Raw genomic sequence first — 15,686 nt, forward strand, 5'->3', positions numbered from 1 at the left:
GTCAGTTCGGCGATGCGTCCTTGCGCAGCCGGAACCAGTAGAAGCCGTGTCCCGCGAGCGTCAGCAGATAGGGCAGTTGTCCGACGGCGGGGAAGCGCACCCCACCGATCAGCTCCACCGGATGGCGTCCGCCGAACGACCGCAGATCGAGCTCCGTCGGCTGCGCGAACCGCGAGAAGTTGTGCACGCACAGCACCAGGTCGTCCCCGTGCTCCCGGGTGAAGGCGAGCACGGCCGGGTTCGACGACGGCAGTTCGTTGTACGAGCCGAGACCGAAGGCGGGGTTCTGCTTGCGGATCTCGATCATCCGCCGCGTCCAGTGCAGCAGCGACGACGGCGACGCCATCGACGCCTCGACGTTGGTGACCTGGTAGCCGTAGACCGGGTCCATGATCGTGGGGAGGTAGAGCCGCCCCGGATCGCTGGAGGAGAAGCCCGCGTTGCGGTCGGGCGTCCACTGCATCGGGGTGCGCACGGCGTCGCGGTCGCCGAGCCAGATGTTGTCGCCCATCCCGATCTCGTCCCCGTAGTAGAGGATCGGGGAGCCGGGCAGCGACAGCAGCAGCGCGGTGAACAGCTCGATCTGGTTGCGGTCGTTGTCCAGCAGGGGGGCGAGCCGGCGCCGGATGCCGATGTTGGCCCGCATCCGCGGGTCCTTGGCGTACTCCGCGTACATGTAGTCGCGCTCTTCGTCCGTGACCATTTCGAGGGTGAGCTCGTCGTGGTTGCGCAGGAAGATGCCCCACTGGCAGTTCTGCGGGATCTCCGGCGTCTTCGCCAGGATCTCGGAGACCGGGTGGCGGCTCTCGCGCCGCACGGCCATGAAGATCCGCGGCATCACGGGGAAGTGGAACGCCATGTGGCACTCGTCGCCGCCGGACGGGAAGTCGCCGAAGTAGTCGACGACGTCCTCCGGCCACTGGTTGGCCTCGGCCAGCAGCACGGTGTCCGGGTAGTGCGCGTCGATCTCCTTGCGGACCCGCTTGAGGAATTCGTGCGTCTCCGGCAGGTTCTCGCAGTTGGTGCCCTCCCGCTGGTACAGGTACGGCACGGCGTCCACGCGGAAGCCGTCGATGCCGAGGTCCAGCCAGAAGCGCAGCGCGGCCAGGATCTCCTCCTGCACCGCCGGGTTCTCGTAGTTGAGATCGGGCTGGTGGGAGAAGAACCGGTGCCAGTAGTACTGCTTGCGCACCGGGTCGAAGGTCCAGTTGGACGTCTCCGTGTCCACGAAGATGATCCGGGCGTCCGGGAACTGCTTGTCGTCGTCGGCCCAGACGTAGTAGTCGCCGTACGGGCCGTCCGGGTCGGTGCGGGACTGCTGGAACCACTCGTGCTGGTCGCTCGTGTGGTTCATGACGAAGTCGATGATCACGCGCATCCCGCGTTGGTGCGCGGCGTCGACGAACTCGACGAAGTCGGCCAGATCGCCGAACTCCGGCAGCACGGCCGTGTAGTCGGAGACATCGTAACCGCCGTCGCGCAGCGGAGACTTGAAGAACGGCGGCAGCCAGAGACAGTCGATGCCCAGCCACTGCAGATAGTCCAGCTTGGCGGTGATGCCCTTGAGGTCGCCGATGCCGTCGCCGTTGGAGTCCTGGAAGGACCGGACGAGGACCTCGTAGAAAACGGCGCGCTTGAACCAGTCGGGATCGCGGTCCTTGGCCGGGGTGTCCTCGAACAGGTCGTGGACGGGCTCATTGACGATCATGGTGTGGGTGACCCTCCGGTCGGCGGGGACGGTCGCAGGACGACGACGTGCGCGGGCGTGACGCCGGGCTCCAGACGCACGTAGAAGGTCCTGCCCCAGTGATAGGTGTCGCCGGTGAGCTCGTCGCGCACCGGCACGCGATCGTGCCGGTCGAGGCCGAGTCGCGGCATGTCCAACGAGACCGTGGCCTCGTGGGTGTGGTGCGGGTCGAGGTTGACGACCACCAGAACGGTGTTCGAACCCGAGCGCTTGCTGTACGCGATCAAGGCGTCGTTGTCGGTGGAGTGGAAGTGCACGTCGCGCAGCTGCTGCAGCGCCGGATTGCGGCGCCTGATGCGGTTGAGCGAGGTGATCAGCGGGGCCAGCGAACGGCCCTCGCGCTCCGCCGACTCCCAGTCCCTGATGCGGATCTGGTACTTCTCCGAGTCCAGGTACTCCTCGCTGCCGGGCCGCAACGGGGTGTTCTCGCACAGCTCGTATCCCGCGTACATCCCCCAGGAAGGGGAGAGCGTCGCCGCGAGGACGGCGCGCGCCTCGAAGGCCGGCCGGCCTCCGTCCTGGAGGTGGCCCGGCAGGATGTCCGGGGTGTTCACGAAGAAGTTGGGCCGCATGAAGGCAGCGGTTTCCCCCGACAACTCCGTGACGTACTCGGTGATTTCCTGTTTGGTGTTGCGCCAGGTGAAATAAGTGTACGACTGCTGGAATCCGACGGCGGCGAGCGTCTTCATCATCGCGGGGCGGGTGAACGCCTCGGCCAGGAAGATCACATCCGGGTCGGTCCCGTTGATCTCGGCGATCACCTTTTCCCAGAAGACAACCGGCTTGGTGTGCGGATTGTCGACCCGGAAGATCCGGACTCCGTGGTCCATCCAGAAACGGAGAATGCGCACGGTCTCGTCGACCAGTCCGCGCAGATCCCTGTCGAAGGCGATCGGATAGATGTCCTGGTATTTCTTCGGAGGGTTCTCGGCATAGGCGATCGAGCCGTCCGCGCGATGGTGGAACCACTCCGGATGTTTCTCCACCCAGGGGTGATCGGGAGAACACTGCAGCGCGAAATCGAGTGCGATCTCCATGCGCAGCCGATGGGCGGTCGCGACGAAATGGTCGAAGTCGTCGAGCGTGCCCAGGTCGGGGTGGACGGCGTCGTGGCCGCCCTCGGCCGAGCCGATGGCCCACGGCACGCCCACGTCGTGGGGGGCGGCCGAGAGCGAGTTGTTGGGGCCCTTGCGGTGGGTGGTGCCGATGGGATGCACGGGCGGTAGGTAGACCACGTCGAAGCCCATCGCGGCGACCGCGGGCAGTCGTTCGGCGGCGGTGCGGAAGGTGCCGCTGACGATCCGCTCCGGGGGCGCTTCGGCCCCGGCCGGTCCGGTCCCGCCCCGGCCGGTCCCGGCCGGTCCCGGTCCGGTCTTCCCCGACGCCGCGGCCGTTTCGGTCCTGGCGCCCTCCGAGCGGGGGAACAGCTCGTACCAGGAGCCGAACAGGGCCCGCCTGCGCTCGACCAGCAGCGGGAGCGGGGGCGAGGCGCTGACCAACTCGCGCAGCGGATGGCGGTCGAGCGCGGCCAGGGCCCCGGGGGCGAGTGCCGCGGCCAGCCGGGCGGCGGCCGGACGGGAGGTGTCGCGCAGCGCGTCGACGGCGGCCAGCACCGCCTCGCGCCCGTCCCGCTTGGGTACGCCGGAGGCGGCCCGCTCGTACAGCTCGGCGCCCTCCGCGAGGACGAGCGCGGTGTCGATCCCCGCCGGGATCTTGACCCCGGCCTGCTGCCGCCAGGTGGTGACCGGATCGCTCCAGGCCTCGACCACGTACGTCCAGCGGCCCTCGGAGGCGGGGGTGACGTCGGCGCCCCAGCGGTCCGTGCCGGGCGCCAGTTCGCGCATCGGCGTCCACGGCCCCGGGCGCCCGCTCGGGTCCAGCAGGACCGCATTGGCGGCGACGGCGTCATGGCCCTCGCGGAAGACGGTCGCGGTGACCTGGAAGGTCTCACCCGCAACGGCCTTGGCGGGCCTTCTGCCGCAATCGACGAGAGGGCGGACGTCGAGGACGGGAATGCGACCGATCATGGAATCACCTGGGGACTGGGGCTCGGATCGAACGGGGCGCGACACAGTGGCGGAGGGCGGAATACGCGCACCGCGACCGACTGGTTTCCGTCCTTTCTAGCCGCTCCACGGACGACTGATGGTGCGTGGGCAGGGCCGCTCCTGTCCGCATTCACTCGAATGGCACTCGAAAGGCGGGGGTACGGATGTGCTTCGCGGAGGTGAACCGGATGCACTCCGGTGGATGTGGACGTCTCGTTTTCCCGCCGATCTCTGCCGAGTCCTCGCTGAATTCCTGCCGTATTCCTGCTGCATTCGTGCTGTATTTGCGTCGCATTCGAGTGGTGTTCGCCTGGTGTCCGGGATTTTCTCGGAGTGCGCTCGGGGCGTGCTCGGCACATGTCCGGGAGAATCTTTCCCACGGTTCCCGATGGGCCGATCCGGTGATTTGTGAACCACTCGGGCGTATGTGTGACGACCCGAATGCGCCGAGCGCCGACCAGTGCGCCGCAAGGCCACAGGGCCGTCACCGTCGCCGAGGGTGACGGAGCGGTGCACACCGTGGTGCGTCCGCCCGTATCCGCATGTGCCCTGTAAAGGTGGGACACGTGAAGGCCATCCGTCGATTCACCGTGCGCCCCGTCCTCCCCGACCCCCTCCGACCGCTCAGCGACCTCGCCCGCAACCTGCGCTGGTCCTGGCACGCCGAGACCCGTGAGCTCTTCCAGGCCATCGACCCGGAGATCCGGCGGTCGGCGGAGTGCGACCCCGTGCGGATGCTCGGTGCCGCGTCCGCCGGCCGGCTCGCCGAGCTGGCCCGGGACGAGCAGTTCCTGCACCGGCTGACGGAGGTGTCCGAAGACCTCCGCGACTACCTGGAAGGACCCAGGTGGTACCAGGAACGGCTGGGCCGGGGAGCACAACTCCCGTCCGCCGTCGCCTACTTCTCGCCCGAGTTCGGGGTGACCGCGGCCCTGCCCCAGTACTCCGGCGGACTCGGCATCCTCGCCGGCGACCACCTCAAGGCCGCCAGCGACCTCGGCGTCCCCCTCATCGGCGTCGGCCTGCTCTACCGGCACGGCTACTTCCGCCAGAGCCTGTCGCGCGACGGCTGGCAGCAGGAGCACTATCCGGTGCTCGATCCCAACGAGCTTCCGGTCGCCCTGATGCGCGAGGCCGACGGCACCCCGAGCCGGGTGGTGCTGGCCCTGCCCGGCGGCCGGTCGCTGCACGCACACATCTGGCAGGCCCGGGTGGGACGCGTACCGCTGCTGATGCTCGACTCCGACGTGGAGGAGAACGCGCCGGGCGAACGCGAGGTGACCGACCGGCTCTACGGCGGCGGCAGCGAGCACCGGCTGCTCCAGGAGATGCTCCTCGGCATCGGCGGCGTGCGGGCGGTGCGGACGTACTGCCGTCTCACTGGACACCCGGAGCCCGAGGTGTTCCACACCAACGAGGGGCACGCCGGCTTCCTCGGACTCGAACGCATCCGTGAACTCTCCGACACCGGACTGGACTTCGACTCCGCGGTGGAGTCCGTGCGGGCGGGCACGGTCTTCACCACCCACACCCCCGTGCCCGCCGGGATCGACCGCTTCGACCGCGAACTCGTCGCCCGGCACTTCGGCGACGACGGAGAACTCCCGGGCGTGGCCGTCGAACGCGTCCTGCAACTGGGCACGGAGACCTACCCGGGCGGCGAGCCGGGACTCTTCAACATGGCGGTGATGGGGCTGCGGCTCGCCCAGCGGGCCAACGGCGTCTCCACCCTCCACGGCGCGGTCAGCCGGGAGATGTTCGCCGGACTGTGGCCGGGCTTCGACCCGGCCGAGGTGCCCATCACCTCGGTGACCAACGGCGTCCACGCGCCCACCTGGGTCGCGCCGGAGATCCTCCGGCTGCACGACCGCCACGGCGACCCCCGCGGTGGCACTTACGACGACCCCCGCGGCGGCCCTTGTGGCGATCCCCGCGACGGCACGCCCGGCCGCCGGGACCTCGCCGCCGCCGTCCCGGACCGCGAACTCTGGGACCTGCGGCGGACCCTGCGCGCCCGGCTGGTCACCGAGGTGCGCGAGCGGCTGCGCGCCTCGTGGCGGACCCGGGGCGCGGAGGCGGCCGAACTCGGCTGGATCGACAACGTGCTGGACCCGGACGTGCTGACGATCGGCTTCGCCCGCCGGGTCCCCTCGTACAAGCGGCTGACGCTGATGCTGCGCGACCGCGACCGGTTGCGGGAGCTGCTGCTCCACCCGACCCGCCCGGTCCAGATCGTCGTCGCGGGCAAGGCCCACCCCGCCGACGACGGCGGGAAGCGGCTGGTGCAGGAGCTGGTGCGGTTCTCCGACGACCCCCGGGTGCGCCACCGCATCGTGTTCCTGCCGGACTACGGGATGGCCATGGCGCAGAAGCTCTACCCGGGCTGCGACGTCTGGCTGAACAATCCGCTGCGCCCGCTGGAGGCGTGCGGCACGAGCGGCATGAAGGCCGCGCTCAACGGCTGCCTCAACCTCTCGGTCCTCGACGGCTGGTGGGACGAGTGGTTCGAGCCGGACTTCGGCTGGGCGATCCCGACGGCCGACGGAGCGGCCCTGGACGAGGACCGTCGCGACGACCTGGAGGCGGGCGCCCTCTACGCACTGATCGAGGACCGGATCGCGCCGCGCTTCTACGACCGGGACGGCTCCGGGCTCCCGGAACGCTGGATCGAGATGGTCCGTCGCACCCTGGGCACGCTGGGGCCCAAGGTGTTGGCGGGGCGGATGATGAGCGAGTACGTGGAGCGGCTGTACGCGCCGGCCGCGCGCGCCCGGCGGGCGCTGGACCCCGCCACGGCGCGGCGGCTCGCCGACTGGAAGGCCCGGGTCCGGGTGGCCTGGCCGCGGGTAGGCATCGACCACGTGGAGGCGGTGGCACCCACCGCCGCGGACGGTTCGGCCGAGCTGGGCTCGTCGCTGACGCTGCGGGTCCGGGTGGCCCTCGGCGTGCTGGAGCCGGACGACGTCGAGGTGCAGGCGGTGGCCGGCCGGGTGGACGCCGCCGACGGGATCTCGGACGCCCGGACCTTCCCGCTGAAGCCGGTCGGGGGCCAGGACCTGGAGGGCCGCTGGCTCTACGAGGGGCCGCTCGCCCTCGACCGCACCGGGCCGTACGGCTACACGGTGCGGGTGCTGCCCGCCCATCCGCTGCTGGTGAGCGGCGCGGAACTGGGCCTGGTGGCGCTGCCCGCGGAGGCGGCGGGGGACGGCGCGGGCGTGCTGATGCGCTGACATGGAACTGCCCGGCAGGGGCGTGAGCTCCTGCCGGGCAGTGGTCACCGGGGAGTACCCGGCGGGGTGGTTCGGGTGGTTCGGGTGGTTCCGGGGATCAGAAGGTCAGCTTGAAGCTGTTGATCTTGCCCGAGTCGCCCGAGTAGATGTCCTGGACCTTGAGCTTCCAGGTGCCGTTGGCCACCTCGGACGACGCGTTGACCGTGTACGTGGTCTTGACGTTGTCCGCGGAGTCGCTGATCGAGGCGCTCTTCAGACGGTACGTCGAACCGTCCGGGGCGACGAGGTCGATGACCAGGTCACCGCGCCAGGTGTGGGTGATGTCCACGTCGACCTTGAGGGTGCTGGGCGCGTTGCCGGTGACACCGGTGACGTTGACCGAGCTGGTGACGGCCGCGCCGCCGTCCGGGATGGCGACCGGGGTGGTGTTCTCGAAGACCTTGCCACCCGGGTTGGGGGTGCCGCCGTCACGGGTGCCGACGTTGATGGCCGCCCAGGCGTCGCCGACGGCCTTGTACTCGGCGCTGGTCGTGCCGTACAGCTCACCGGCCACGGCGAGGGTGCCGGTGCGGGCCGCCGCGTAGTTCGTGGTGGAGGTGAACTTGGTGCTGAGCGCCTTGAACCAGATCTGCTCGGCCTTGGCACGGCCGATGCCCGTCACCGGCAGGCCGTCCGAGGTCGGGGAGTCGTAGGAGACGCCGTTGATGACCTTGGCGCCGCTGCCCTCGGAGAGCAGGTAGAAGAAGTGGTTCGCCGGGCCCGAGGAGTAGTGGACGTCGATGTTGCCGATGCCCGAGTACCACGCGTCCTTGGACGCGCCGTCCTTGCTCGGCTTGTCCATGTAGCGCAGCGGGGTGCCGTCGCCGTTGATGTCGATCTTCTCGCCGATGAGGTAGTCGCCCTTGTCGGACGCGTTGTTGGCGTAGAACTCGACCGCGGCGGCGAAGATGTCGCTGGTCGCCTCGTTGAGGCCACCGGACTCACCGCTGTAGACGAGGTTGGCGGTGGCGGCGGTGACGCCGTGCGACATCTCGTGCGCGGCCACGTCGAGCGAGGTCAGCGGCTTGTTGTTGCCCTCGCCGTCGCCGTACGTCATGCAGAAGCAGCTGTCCTGCCAGAAGGCGTTGATGTAGGCGTTGCCGTAGTGGACGCGGGAGTACGCGCCGACACCGTCACCGCGGATGCCGCTGCGGCCGTGCACGTTCTTGTAGTAGTCCCAGGTCTCGGCCGCACCGTAGTGGGCGTCCGCACCGGCCGTCTCGGCGTTCGACGGGCTGCCGTTGCCCCACGTGTCGGTGGAGTTGGTGAACAGCGTCCCCGTGCCGGACGACCCGTGGTTCAGGTTGTACGTCTTGTGGTTGCCGCGGCCCGTGTCGGTCAGCGTGTACGACGGGGCGGTGCCGAGGGTGACCTGGCCGCTGTACTGGGTGTTGCCGGTGCCGTTCACGACACCCTGCCACTCGTACAGCTTCGCGCCGGTGGCCGCGTCCGTGATGACGTGCAGCTCGTTGGGCGTGCCGTCGTGCTGGAGGCCGCCGACGACGGTCTCGTAGGCGAGCTGCGGCTTGCCCTGGGCCATCCAGACCACCTTGCGGGGGGCCCGGTCGGCTTCGGTCTTCTTCGAACCGTCGGCCTTGGCGAGGCCGAGGGCCTGCTTCTCGGCCTTGGCGGGCGCGACGTCCGCCTTCAGGTCCACGGCCTTCAGCTGACCGCTGGTCACCTTGGAGGCCTTGGTGACGGCCTGGGTCTTGCCGGCCTTGGACTCCTTGACGATCAGGTCGCCACCGAGCACCGGGAGTCCGGCGAAGGTGCGCTCGTAACGCGTGTGCGTGGTGCCGTCGTTGTCCTGGATGACGTCCCGGACGACGAGCTTCTCCTGGGAGCCGAGACCGAGCTCCTTGGCCGTGGCCGCCTTGGTCGCATCGGCCTCGCGGATCAACTCGGCGCGCTGGGACGGGGAAAGCTGCTTGGCCAGGGAACCCTGGTCGACGCCGGCGTACGCCGGTACCGCCGAGTTGTTGCTGCCGGGGGTGGCAGTGGCCGTACCGGTCTGGACGCCGACGGCGAGGAGGGCTGCTGCGGCTATCAGAGCGCCGGTCGCGGTGGCGCGGCGGCTGGGCGTGGATCTCACGCGGACTCCTTCTGCGATGGGGGGTCACGGCGGCCGGTGAGCCGTCCGATGGAGAACGAGAAGTGCGCAGAACGGGGTGAAGATTGTCAGCCGGAGGGCGGTTCTGTCAGGAGCGCGTCAACAACTTGGCCGGAATTCGTTCGTTGCCGGATAGGTCATGTTCGTTAAGCGGACGTTTCACGAGTCACCACCGTGATGGTGTACAGCGTCTCCCACCGGCGGAATTCAAAGAGCGGGGCGAGGTCGGACCCCGGCCCCTCGTGTTCGAACGGAGGGCGGGGAGGGGGTCGTTCCCGACTGGCCGAGATGGCATAGGGATGTGGCTGATTTCTTTCCATCAAGGCCGGGTTGCGTGGCCCGGCATCGATGCCTCCGTTTCGCTGCCCCGGACCGCCCCGTTCGTGTACGGCGCCCGTACACCGCCCGGAGCGACGGGCGGCGACTTCAAGCCCGGCCGCCGGGGTGCCGGCATCCGGTGGCCTCTTGCAACCCGGCCGCCCTCGAAACCCGGCCGCTCGTAACGTCCCTGACGGAGCGACGACTCCGGCTCCCCTGACGTTGCGGCCCCTCTCAGCCGCGTGCCGCTCCCGTGTCCCGGCGGACCAGTACCAGCACGCTCAGGCCGAACATCAGGACGCCCAGAGGGACATGGACCGACGGGACGTGCGCGATGCCGAGGACGACCTGCGCCGAGGCGAGGACGAGGAAGCCGGACGCATAGCCGATGGGGCGGGGCGAACCGCCGCCCGGCCGCCAGGCCGGCACCGCGGCGAGCAGGTACAGCATCGACGCCCCGTACATCACGCGCGCCCCGATGCCGTGCAGGAGTTCACCATGTGACGAGGACAGCAGCACGCCGGCGCTGACCGCCTGGAGGAAGATGGTCAGGGTCTGCAGGGCGACCGATGCCCGCAGGAACGTGGCGGCGCGCCGTGCCGCGGCCGTCGGCTCCGCAGTCGTAGTTGCCGTGGTCGTCGTTGCCGTCGTGGTCATGATGCCGTCCCCTTGTCCGCCCGGAAGCGCCGGAAGTACCCGAAGCGCCCGAAGCAGTCGATCGATAAGGTCTCACCGGTTCGACGACGCAGGCCCGCGAAATGCAAGGCGAGAGCTGCGGGCCAGGGGGGAGCGGTGATGGGTGGGGGAACAGCCGGGTGGAGCGTGACGGAAGTCGCCGGTGAACGGCGCCAACTGATCAACATCGCCTACCGGTTGCTCGGTTCGGTGGCCGAGGCCGAGGACGCCGTGCAGGAGGCGTACGCCCGTTGGTACGCGCAGCCGCAGGGCAAACGGCAGGCCGTCGTGTCTCCCGGCGCCTGGCTGACGACGGTGACCGGGCGCATCTGCCTGGACGTGCTCGGCTCGGCACGGGCCCGGCGCGAGCGGTACGTCGGCGCATGGCTGCCCGAACCGCTGCCCGACCGCGAGGAGTGGGCCGGCGCACGCGGCACCGGCGCCGTCGACCCCGCCGACCAGATCACCCTGGACGAGTCGGTGACCATGGCCTTCCTCGTCGTGCTGGAAGCCATGACGCCCGCCGAACGGGTCGCGTTCGTGCTGCACGACGTGTTCCGCTACTCCTTTCCCGAGATCGCCGGGGTCGTCGGCCGCACCCCGGGGGCCTGCCGGGAGCTGGCGAGTTCGGCCCGGCGGCGGGTGCGGGCCGAGCGCGCCCCGGCGACCATGACGACGGCGGACCGGGCCGGGGTGGTGCGGCACGTCAAGGAGGCGTGGGAGGCCAAGGACATCACGGCCCTCGTCGGCCTCCTCGACCCCGACGCCGTGATGACCGCCGACGGCGGCGGCCTGGCCGGCACCGTACTGCGCCCGGTCGAGGGAGGCGCGCGCATCGCCCAGTACATGATCGCGATCGCCGACAAGGCGCCGGGGCTGCGGCTCCTGGAGCGTTCGGTGGCCGGTGCGCCCGGTCTGATCGCCCAGCACGGGGGTGTCACCGCGACCGTGGCCGCGTTCGACGCCTCCGGCGGCCGTGCCACCCGGATCTGGGTGGTCCGCAACCCGGAGAAGCTCCGCCTGTGGACACCGGACGGGGCCGACCGGGCTTCCGGAACCCGCACACCGCAACCCCCCGCCGACCAGGGCGTGTTTCGAAGTCCCGCCCGGCCGGCAGCCCGGCGCGTTCGCACGGTGGGTCCGTGACCACCCGGGCGAGTTCGGACGGCGGCCGTGACCGGTCCCGTCGAGACCGGGGGACGATCGCTGGTCCACTCCGGGGAAACGGCTCCGTGCGCGAGCCTCACGGAGCCGGCAACGGGGTGCGACGTGCTGCTGGGCGAGGCCGAGAGCGACCGGGCGCCGGCCGAGGGCGTACAGGTGCACCACACGCCCGAGGGCACCGGCGACACGGTCGGCACGGCCCGAGCGGGCCGGTCGATCGTCACCCACGTCGGCCCGTTCCTCACCCCGCAACAGGCGGTGGCACGCGCCTCGGCCCGGTTCGACGGCCCCGTACTGAACGCCTCTGCCGCCTCGTTCATGGCGGGCGTCAAGGCCGGAGAGTCCGGCGCCGTCTGACCGCCGGGTCCAGCGAGCGTGATCCGGGGCCTCCCCGCCGGGCGGTGCTGCGATGGATGCCACGGTGATGCCGTGATGAATGCCCGCCCAAGGGTGTCCCGCAATACCTGGCGGGCGCACGACGACAGCCACTTCCCCGAGCTCTCGGCTGCGCTCGAGCAGGGGAGACCCCATCCTCGCCGCGTTGTCGGAACGCCCGAATACATCCAGTATGCGGGCGCCCCTCCGCCTTGCGATGCACCGCATCCGACGCCGCGCGCTGATCCACCAGGCATTACGGGACACCCCTTAGCGGCGTGTCGCGTGCATCTCCTGGAACAACTCGAACTCGCCGTCGGGGGCGGCGCTGAATCCCTGCCAGTGGAAAGAAGTCGGCGTGACGTCCGTGAACGTCCACCGCGAGCGCCTGCCCTGGGAGTCGATGCCGTCCTGGATCATCCCGCCCGCGCCGTCGGACCGGCCGACCTGGGAGAAGTACGAAGGAAGCTTCGGCGAGATCCATGTGATCTGCCACAGTCCGGTCGTGACGTCGTACATGCGGACGGTGGTGCCGGGGTACCGGCCGTGGAACTCCGGGCAGAAGAGCACGTCCTGCACCACCCGCCCGCCCAGGGCCCAGCCGAAACGCCACTCGCCCGCTGCGGTACGCCACTGGCCGTCGCCGAACCGGTACCGGTTGCTGATGTTCCACGTTCCGACCAGTCGGCCGTAGAGCATCATCGCCTCCGCGTGGTCCGGATCAGGCCCGTCCGCCGACAACAGCTCCAGCATCGAGTCACGGGACGACGTAGTCATCAGGGAACGAACCTCCTGCTAACAGAACGTGGTTGACCGGCAGAGGATAGGCCCTCTCCGGCCCGGGGCGCGCTTCAGGACCCGTGCCGCACGGCTCGGCGGCGGCGCCGGGGTGATGGAGTCATAACCGTTGCCAGTAACCATTGCCGATGGTCGTTGGCAACAACCGTTGTCAATCGCCCGGATTCCCGTTCCCGGCGGGGTGGTGCGCGCGGTCGGTCGGCGGGTCCTCGGCCTGGGCGATGGCCGCGGCGAAGTCCTCCAGGTCGGTGGCGAGAGGAGCGCTGCTGTCCCAGACGGCCTCGTAGGCGATCTCGACGGGGGCCCCGGCCCGGACGAGGGGGCGGGGGCCGGGGTGCGCGTCGGTGGTCTTGGACCGGGGCAGCAGCGCGGCACCCACCCCCATCCGCGCCCACTCGTCCAGCACGCGGTAGCTGGACGCCTCGCCGGGGTAGGCGCGCAGCGCCAGGTCGTGGCTGCGGAAGAGTTCGGTGGTGAAGGCGGTCAGCCCGCAGGTGTCGGGCACGAGGATGTAGGCGGCGTCGGCTGCGGCGTCGAGCTCGACCGGATGGCCGGCCCGGGACGTGGTGGAGTCGATCACCACGACCGGCTCGCGGGCGATGACGCGGTGCCGGAAATTGGGCGTGGCCTGTACGGCGGGCACCAGCAGGATGTCCAGGCGGCCCTCCTGGAGGTCCTTGCGCAGGTGCGCGAGATCCGCCTCGCGCAGGACCAGGTCGCGAGGGCGGTCCAGGCTGCGGGCGGCGTCGAAGGCGCGGCCCACCAGATCGGCCCCGATCAGGGGAGACAGGCCCATGCGGATCGTGTCGGGGACCGGACGGGCCAGCCGCTGGGCCTCGGCGATCACCGCGTCGAGAGCCCCGAGGGCCTCGTCGATCATGGGCAGGACGCGTGCCCCGTCCGGTGTCGGCCTGACCCCGCGCGGCGAGCGCTCGAACAGCGTCACGCCCAGTTCCCGTTCCAGCCGTGCGACGCCGCTGGACAGGGCGGGCTGGGTGACGCCATAGGCTCGGGCGGCCGAGCTGAACGACTTGGTCCGGGAGACGGCCCTGGCGTAGCGCAGCCCCTCGATGTTCATGCCGTCCTCCTCCTGGTCATAGCCGTCGCTTATACCCCCATCCCTCATGATCCTCTACCGGAGGAGCGGAGGGCACCCTACGGTGGCACCTGCTTCCCTTCCGTTCTTTTCTGTTCCTTTTCGATATTTTTGGATCTTTCATTCTTCTTGGCCGACTTCTTGGCCGAGGAGAGTGTTCATGCCCCAGTGCGGTCACCGTGACAACTGCCGTTCCCGCACCCGAAGCAAAGGCGAAACCATGCACCGGATCGACACGTTGCTGCGCGAGTACGACCGCGCCCGTGCCTACACCGACGACCTGTGGAGGGACCTCACCCCGGACGAGGTCACCTGGCGTCCGCACGAGAACTCCAGCGCCATCGGCTGGCACCTGGGCCACCAGGCCCACGTCGCCCACTTCATGGTCCGCAACCTCACCGCGGCCGAGCCCAGCCCGGACCCGGCCCTCGACGCCCTGATGGATTCGGCCAACCCCGAACAGTTCCGCGGCGCCCTGCCCACCGTCGAACGGCTCACCGCGTTCCGTGACACCGTCGCCGAACGCGTGCACGCCCGCATGGGCGACATCTCCGCCGGCCGGGTCGCGGCCCCCGAGCAGCTCACGATCGTCGCCACCCACCTGCTCACCACGCTCATCAACCACGAGTACCAGCACGACCAGTGGATCGGCGAAGTCCGCGCAGAACAGCTCGGCCATGTGCTTCCGCCCGACCCCGACGGCGACCGCGTACGCCGTCTCGACGGGTACCTCGTCCTCGATATCCGGGACATCTGGGATGCCTGAGATATCCGGGACATCCGCTGATGAGGGCCGCCCCGTGACCAGCACCGGCACCGGCACCGGCCCGGCCATCGCCGCCGACCCGTCCTCCCCTACGTCCTCCCGTGCCGAGGTGCAGCGCCGCACCCTCGCCGTCCTGGTCGCCAGCCAGATCCTCAGCGGTGCCGGGCTCGCGGCCGGTGTCACCGTCGGCGCGCTCCTCGCCCAGGACATGCTCGGCTCCACCGGCCTGGCCGGGCTGCCCAGCGCCCTGTTCACCGCCGGATCCGCGCTGGCCGCCGTCGCCGTCGGCCGCATCTCCCAGGCCAGAGGCCGACGCCCCGGCCTCGCCACCGGCTACCTCACCGGCGCCATCGGCTCGGCCGGGGTCATCGCCGCCGCTGTCCTGGACAACCCGGCCCTGCTGTTCACAGCCCTGTTCGTCTACGGCGCGGGCACCGCCACCAACCTCCAGGCCCGCTACGCCGGAGCCGACCTCGCCGCACCCGGTCACCGCGCCCGCGCCGTCTCCACCGTCCTGGTCGCCACCACCCTCGGCGGCGTCGCCGGACCCAACCTCGCCGCCCCCACCGGCACCTTCGCCGAACACCTCGGCATACCCGGGCTTGCCGGACCCTTCATCCTCTCCGGCGCCGCCTACGCCCTGGCCGCACTCGTCCTCGCCCTGTGGCTGCGGCCCGACCCGCTGCTCCTGGCCCGCGCCGTCGCCCGCGCCGAGGAAGCCGACGCCGCGACCGGCCCGGCCGCCACCACCGACCCGAGCGAGGGCCGTGGCGGCGTCGTCATCGGCGCGCTCGTCATGATCCTCACCCAGCTCGTCATGGTCGCGATCATGACCATGACGCCGGTGCACATGCACGACCACGGCCACGGCACCGCCGCCTCCGGCCTCGTCATCGCCATCCACATCGGCGCCATGTACCTGCCCTCGCCGCTCACCGGCTGGCTCGTCGACCGCTACGGCCGCATGAAGATCGCCGCCGCCTCCGGCCTCACCCTCCTGAGCGCCGGCCTCCTCGCCGCCGTCGCGCCCGGCGACTCCGTCGCCCTCCTCGCGCTCGCCCTCGCCCTGCTCGGCCTCGGCTGGAACTTCGGCCTCGTGGCCGGCACCGCGATCATCACCGACACCGTCCCGCTCGCCGACCGCGCCAAGACCCAGGGCATGGTCGACGTCTCCATCGCCGTCGCAGGAGCCTCCGGCGGCATGGCCTCCGGCATCATGGTTGCCGCCACCAGTTACCCGGCCCTCGCCCTCACCGGTGGCATTCTCTCCCTCGCCCTCCTGCCCGCCGTCGCCACCACCGCTTACCGCCGATGAGCCAG

Annotated in this window: 11 protein-coding genes; 5 read left to right on the top strand and 6 right to left on the bottom strand. The window is 70.4% G+C overall.

Annotated elements, in window-relative coordinates; genetic code table 11:
* Window position 1 precedes the first annotated feature (1 nt).
* Together treS and ACWCXX_RS18375 are read right to left on the bottom strand one after the other, a co-directional pair.
* Entirely contained in the window at window positions 2-1,708 is a 1,707-nt protein-coding gene (gene treS / locus ACWCXX_RS18370; protein WP_451128372.1) for a maltose alpha-D-glucosyltransferase, read from the bottom strand.
* The gene (locus tag ACWCXX_RS18375) at window positions 1,705-3,774 is read right to left on the bottom strand and encodes an alpha-1,4-glucan--maltose-1-phosphate maltosyltransferase (RefSeq protein WP_451128373.1); all 2,070 of its coding nucleotides are present in this window, start codon (window positions 3,772-3,774) and stop codon (window positions 1,705-1,707) included. Before ACWCXX_RS18375 ends, treS begins: the two co-directional genes overlap by 4 nt.
* Before the next feature lie 587 nt (window positions 3,775-4,361).
* Here ACWCXX_RS18375 and glgP point away from each other — a divergent pair.
* A complete protein-coding gene (glgP, locus tag ACWCXX_RS18380) occupies window positions 4,362-7,025 on the top strand; it encodes an alpha-glucan family phosphorylase (protein WP_451128375.1) in 2,664 nt (887 codons plus the stop codon).
* 97 nt (window positions 7,026-7,122) lie between these two features.
* On the opposite strand, the gene ACWCXX_RS18385 is transcribed toward glgP, so the two are convergent.
* Together ACWCXX_RS18385 and ACWCXX_RS18390 are read right to left on the bottom strand one after the other, a co-directional pair.
* The gene (locus ACWCXX_RS18385) at window positions 7,123-9,156 is read right to left on the bottom strand and encodes a M4 family metallopeptidase (RefSeq protein WP_451128377.1); all 2,034 of its coding nucleotides are present in this window, start codon (window positions 9,154-9,156) and stop codon (window positions 7,123-7,125) included.
* Between the two features lie 570 nt (window positions 9,157-9,726).
* Window positions 9,727-10,149, bottom strand: coding sequence for a hypothetical protein (locus tag ACWCXX_RS18390; protein WP_451128379.1), 423 nt, complete (start codon window positions 10,147-10,149; stop codon window positions 9,727-9,729).
* A gap of 138 nt (window positions 10,150-10,287) precedes the next feature.
* On the opposite strand from ACWCXX_RS18390, the gene sigJ reads away from it, so the two are divergent.
* Together sigJ and ACWCXX_RS18400 are read left to right on the top strand one after the other, a co-directional pair.
* Window positions 10,288-11,313 carry an RNA polymerase sigma factor SigJ gene (gene sigJ, locus ACWCXX_RS18395; RefSeq protein WP_451128381.1) on the top strand — a complete coding sequence of 342 codons (1,026 nt, stop codon included), beginning with the start codon at window positions 10,288-10,290 and terminating at the stop codon, window positions 11,311-11,313.
* Window positions 11,314-11,436: 123 nt separating this feature from the next.
* Window positions 11,437-11,688, top strand: coding sequence for a hypothetical protein (locus ACWCXX_RS18400; protein ID WP_451128383.1), 252 nt, complete (start codon window positions 11,437-11,439; stop codon window positions 11,686-11,688).
* Between the two features lie 288 nt (window positions 11,689-11,976).
* On the opposite strand, the gene ACWCXX_RS18405 is transcribed toward ACWCXX_RS18400, so the two are convergent.
* Together ACWCXX_RS18405 and ACWCXX_RS18410 are read right to left on the bottom strand one after the other, a co-directional pair.
* Window positions 11,977-12,483, bottom strand: a complete 507-nt coding sequence (locus ACWCXX_RS18405; RefSeq protein WP_451128385.1) for a hypothetical protein — start codon at window positions 12,481-12,483, stop codon at window positions 11,977-11,979.
* A gap of 172 nt (window positions 12,484-12,655) precedes the next feature.
* On the bottom strand, window positions 12,656-13,630 hold the full coding sequence (locus tag ACWCXX_RS18410; protein WP_451128387.1) for a LysR family transcriptional regulator: 975 nt from the start codon (window positions 13,628-13,630) through the stop codon (window positions 12,656-12,658).
* A 190-nt stretch (window positions 13,631-13,820) separates the two neighbouring features.
* Between ACWCXX_RS18410 and ACWCXX_RS18415 the strand changes: the two genes are divergently transcribed.
* Entirely contained in the window at window positions 13,821-14,366 is a 546-nt protein-coding gene (locus ACWCXX_RS18415; protein WP_451128389.1) for a DinB family protein, read from the top strand.
* Window positions 14,367-14,400: 34 nt separating this feature from the next.
* Window positions 14,401-15,681 carry an MFS transporter gene (locus tag ACWCXX_RS18420; protein ID WP_451128391.1) on the top strand — a complete coding sequence of 427 codons (1,281 nt, stop codon included), beginning with the start codon at window positions 14,401-14,403 and terminating at the stop codon, window positions 15,679-15,681.
* Window positions 15,682-15,686: the final 5 nt, after the last annotated feature.

It is taken from the genome of Streptomyces sp. NPDC001732 (assembly GCF_053596315.1).

What these genes read in the sequence shown, in the direction of transcription:
- treS (WP_451128372.1), bottom strand. Translation starts at nt 1,708, where the DNA reads ATGATCGTCAATGAGCCCGTCCACGACCTGTTCGAGGACACCCCGGCC.
- ACWCXX_RS18375 (WP_451128373.1), bottom strand. Translation starts at nt 3,774, where the DNA reads ATGATCGGTCGCATTCCCGTCCTCGACGTCCGCCCTCTCGTCGATTGC.
- ACWCXX_RS18390 (WP_451128379.1), bottom strand. Translation starts at nt 10,149, where the DNA reads ATGACCACGACGGCAACGACGACCACGGCAACTACGACTGCGGAGCCG.
- sigJ (WP_451128381.1), top strand. Translation starts at nt 10,288, where the DNA reads ATGGGTGGGGGAACAGCCGGGTGGAGCGTGACGGAAGTCGCCGGTGAA.
- ACWCXX_RS18405 (WP_451128385.1), bottom strand. Translation starts at nt 12,483, where the DNA reads ATGACTACGTCGTCCCGTGACTCGATGCTGGAGCTGTTGTCGGCGGAC.
- ACWCXX_RS18410 (WP_451128387.1), bottom strand. Translation starts at nt 13,630, where the DNA reads ATGAGGGATGGGGGTATAAGCGACGGCTATGACCAGGAGGAGGACGGC.
- ACWCXX_RS18415 (WP_451128389.1), top strand. Translation starts at nt 13,821, where the DNA reads ATGCACCGGATCGACACGTTGCTGCGCGAGTACGACCGCGCCCGTGCC.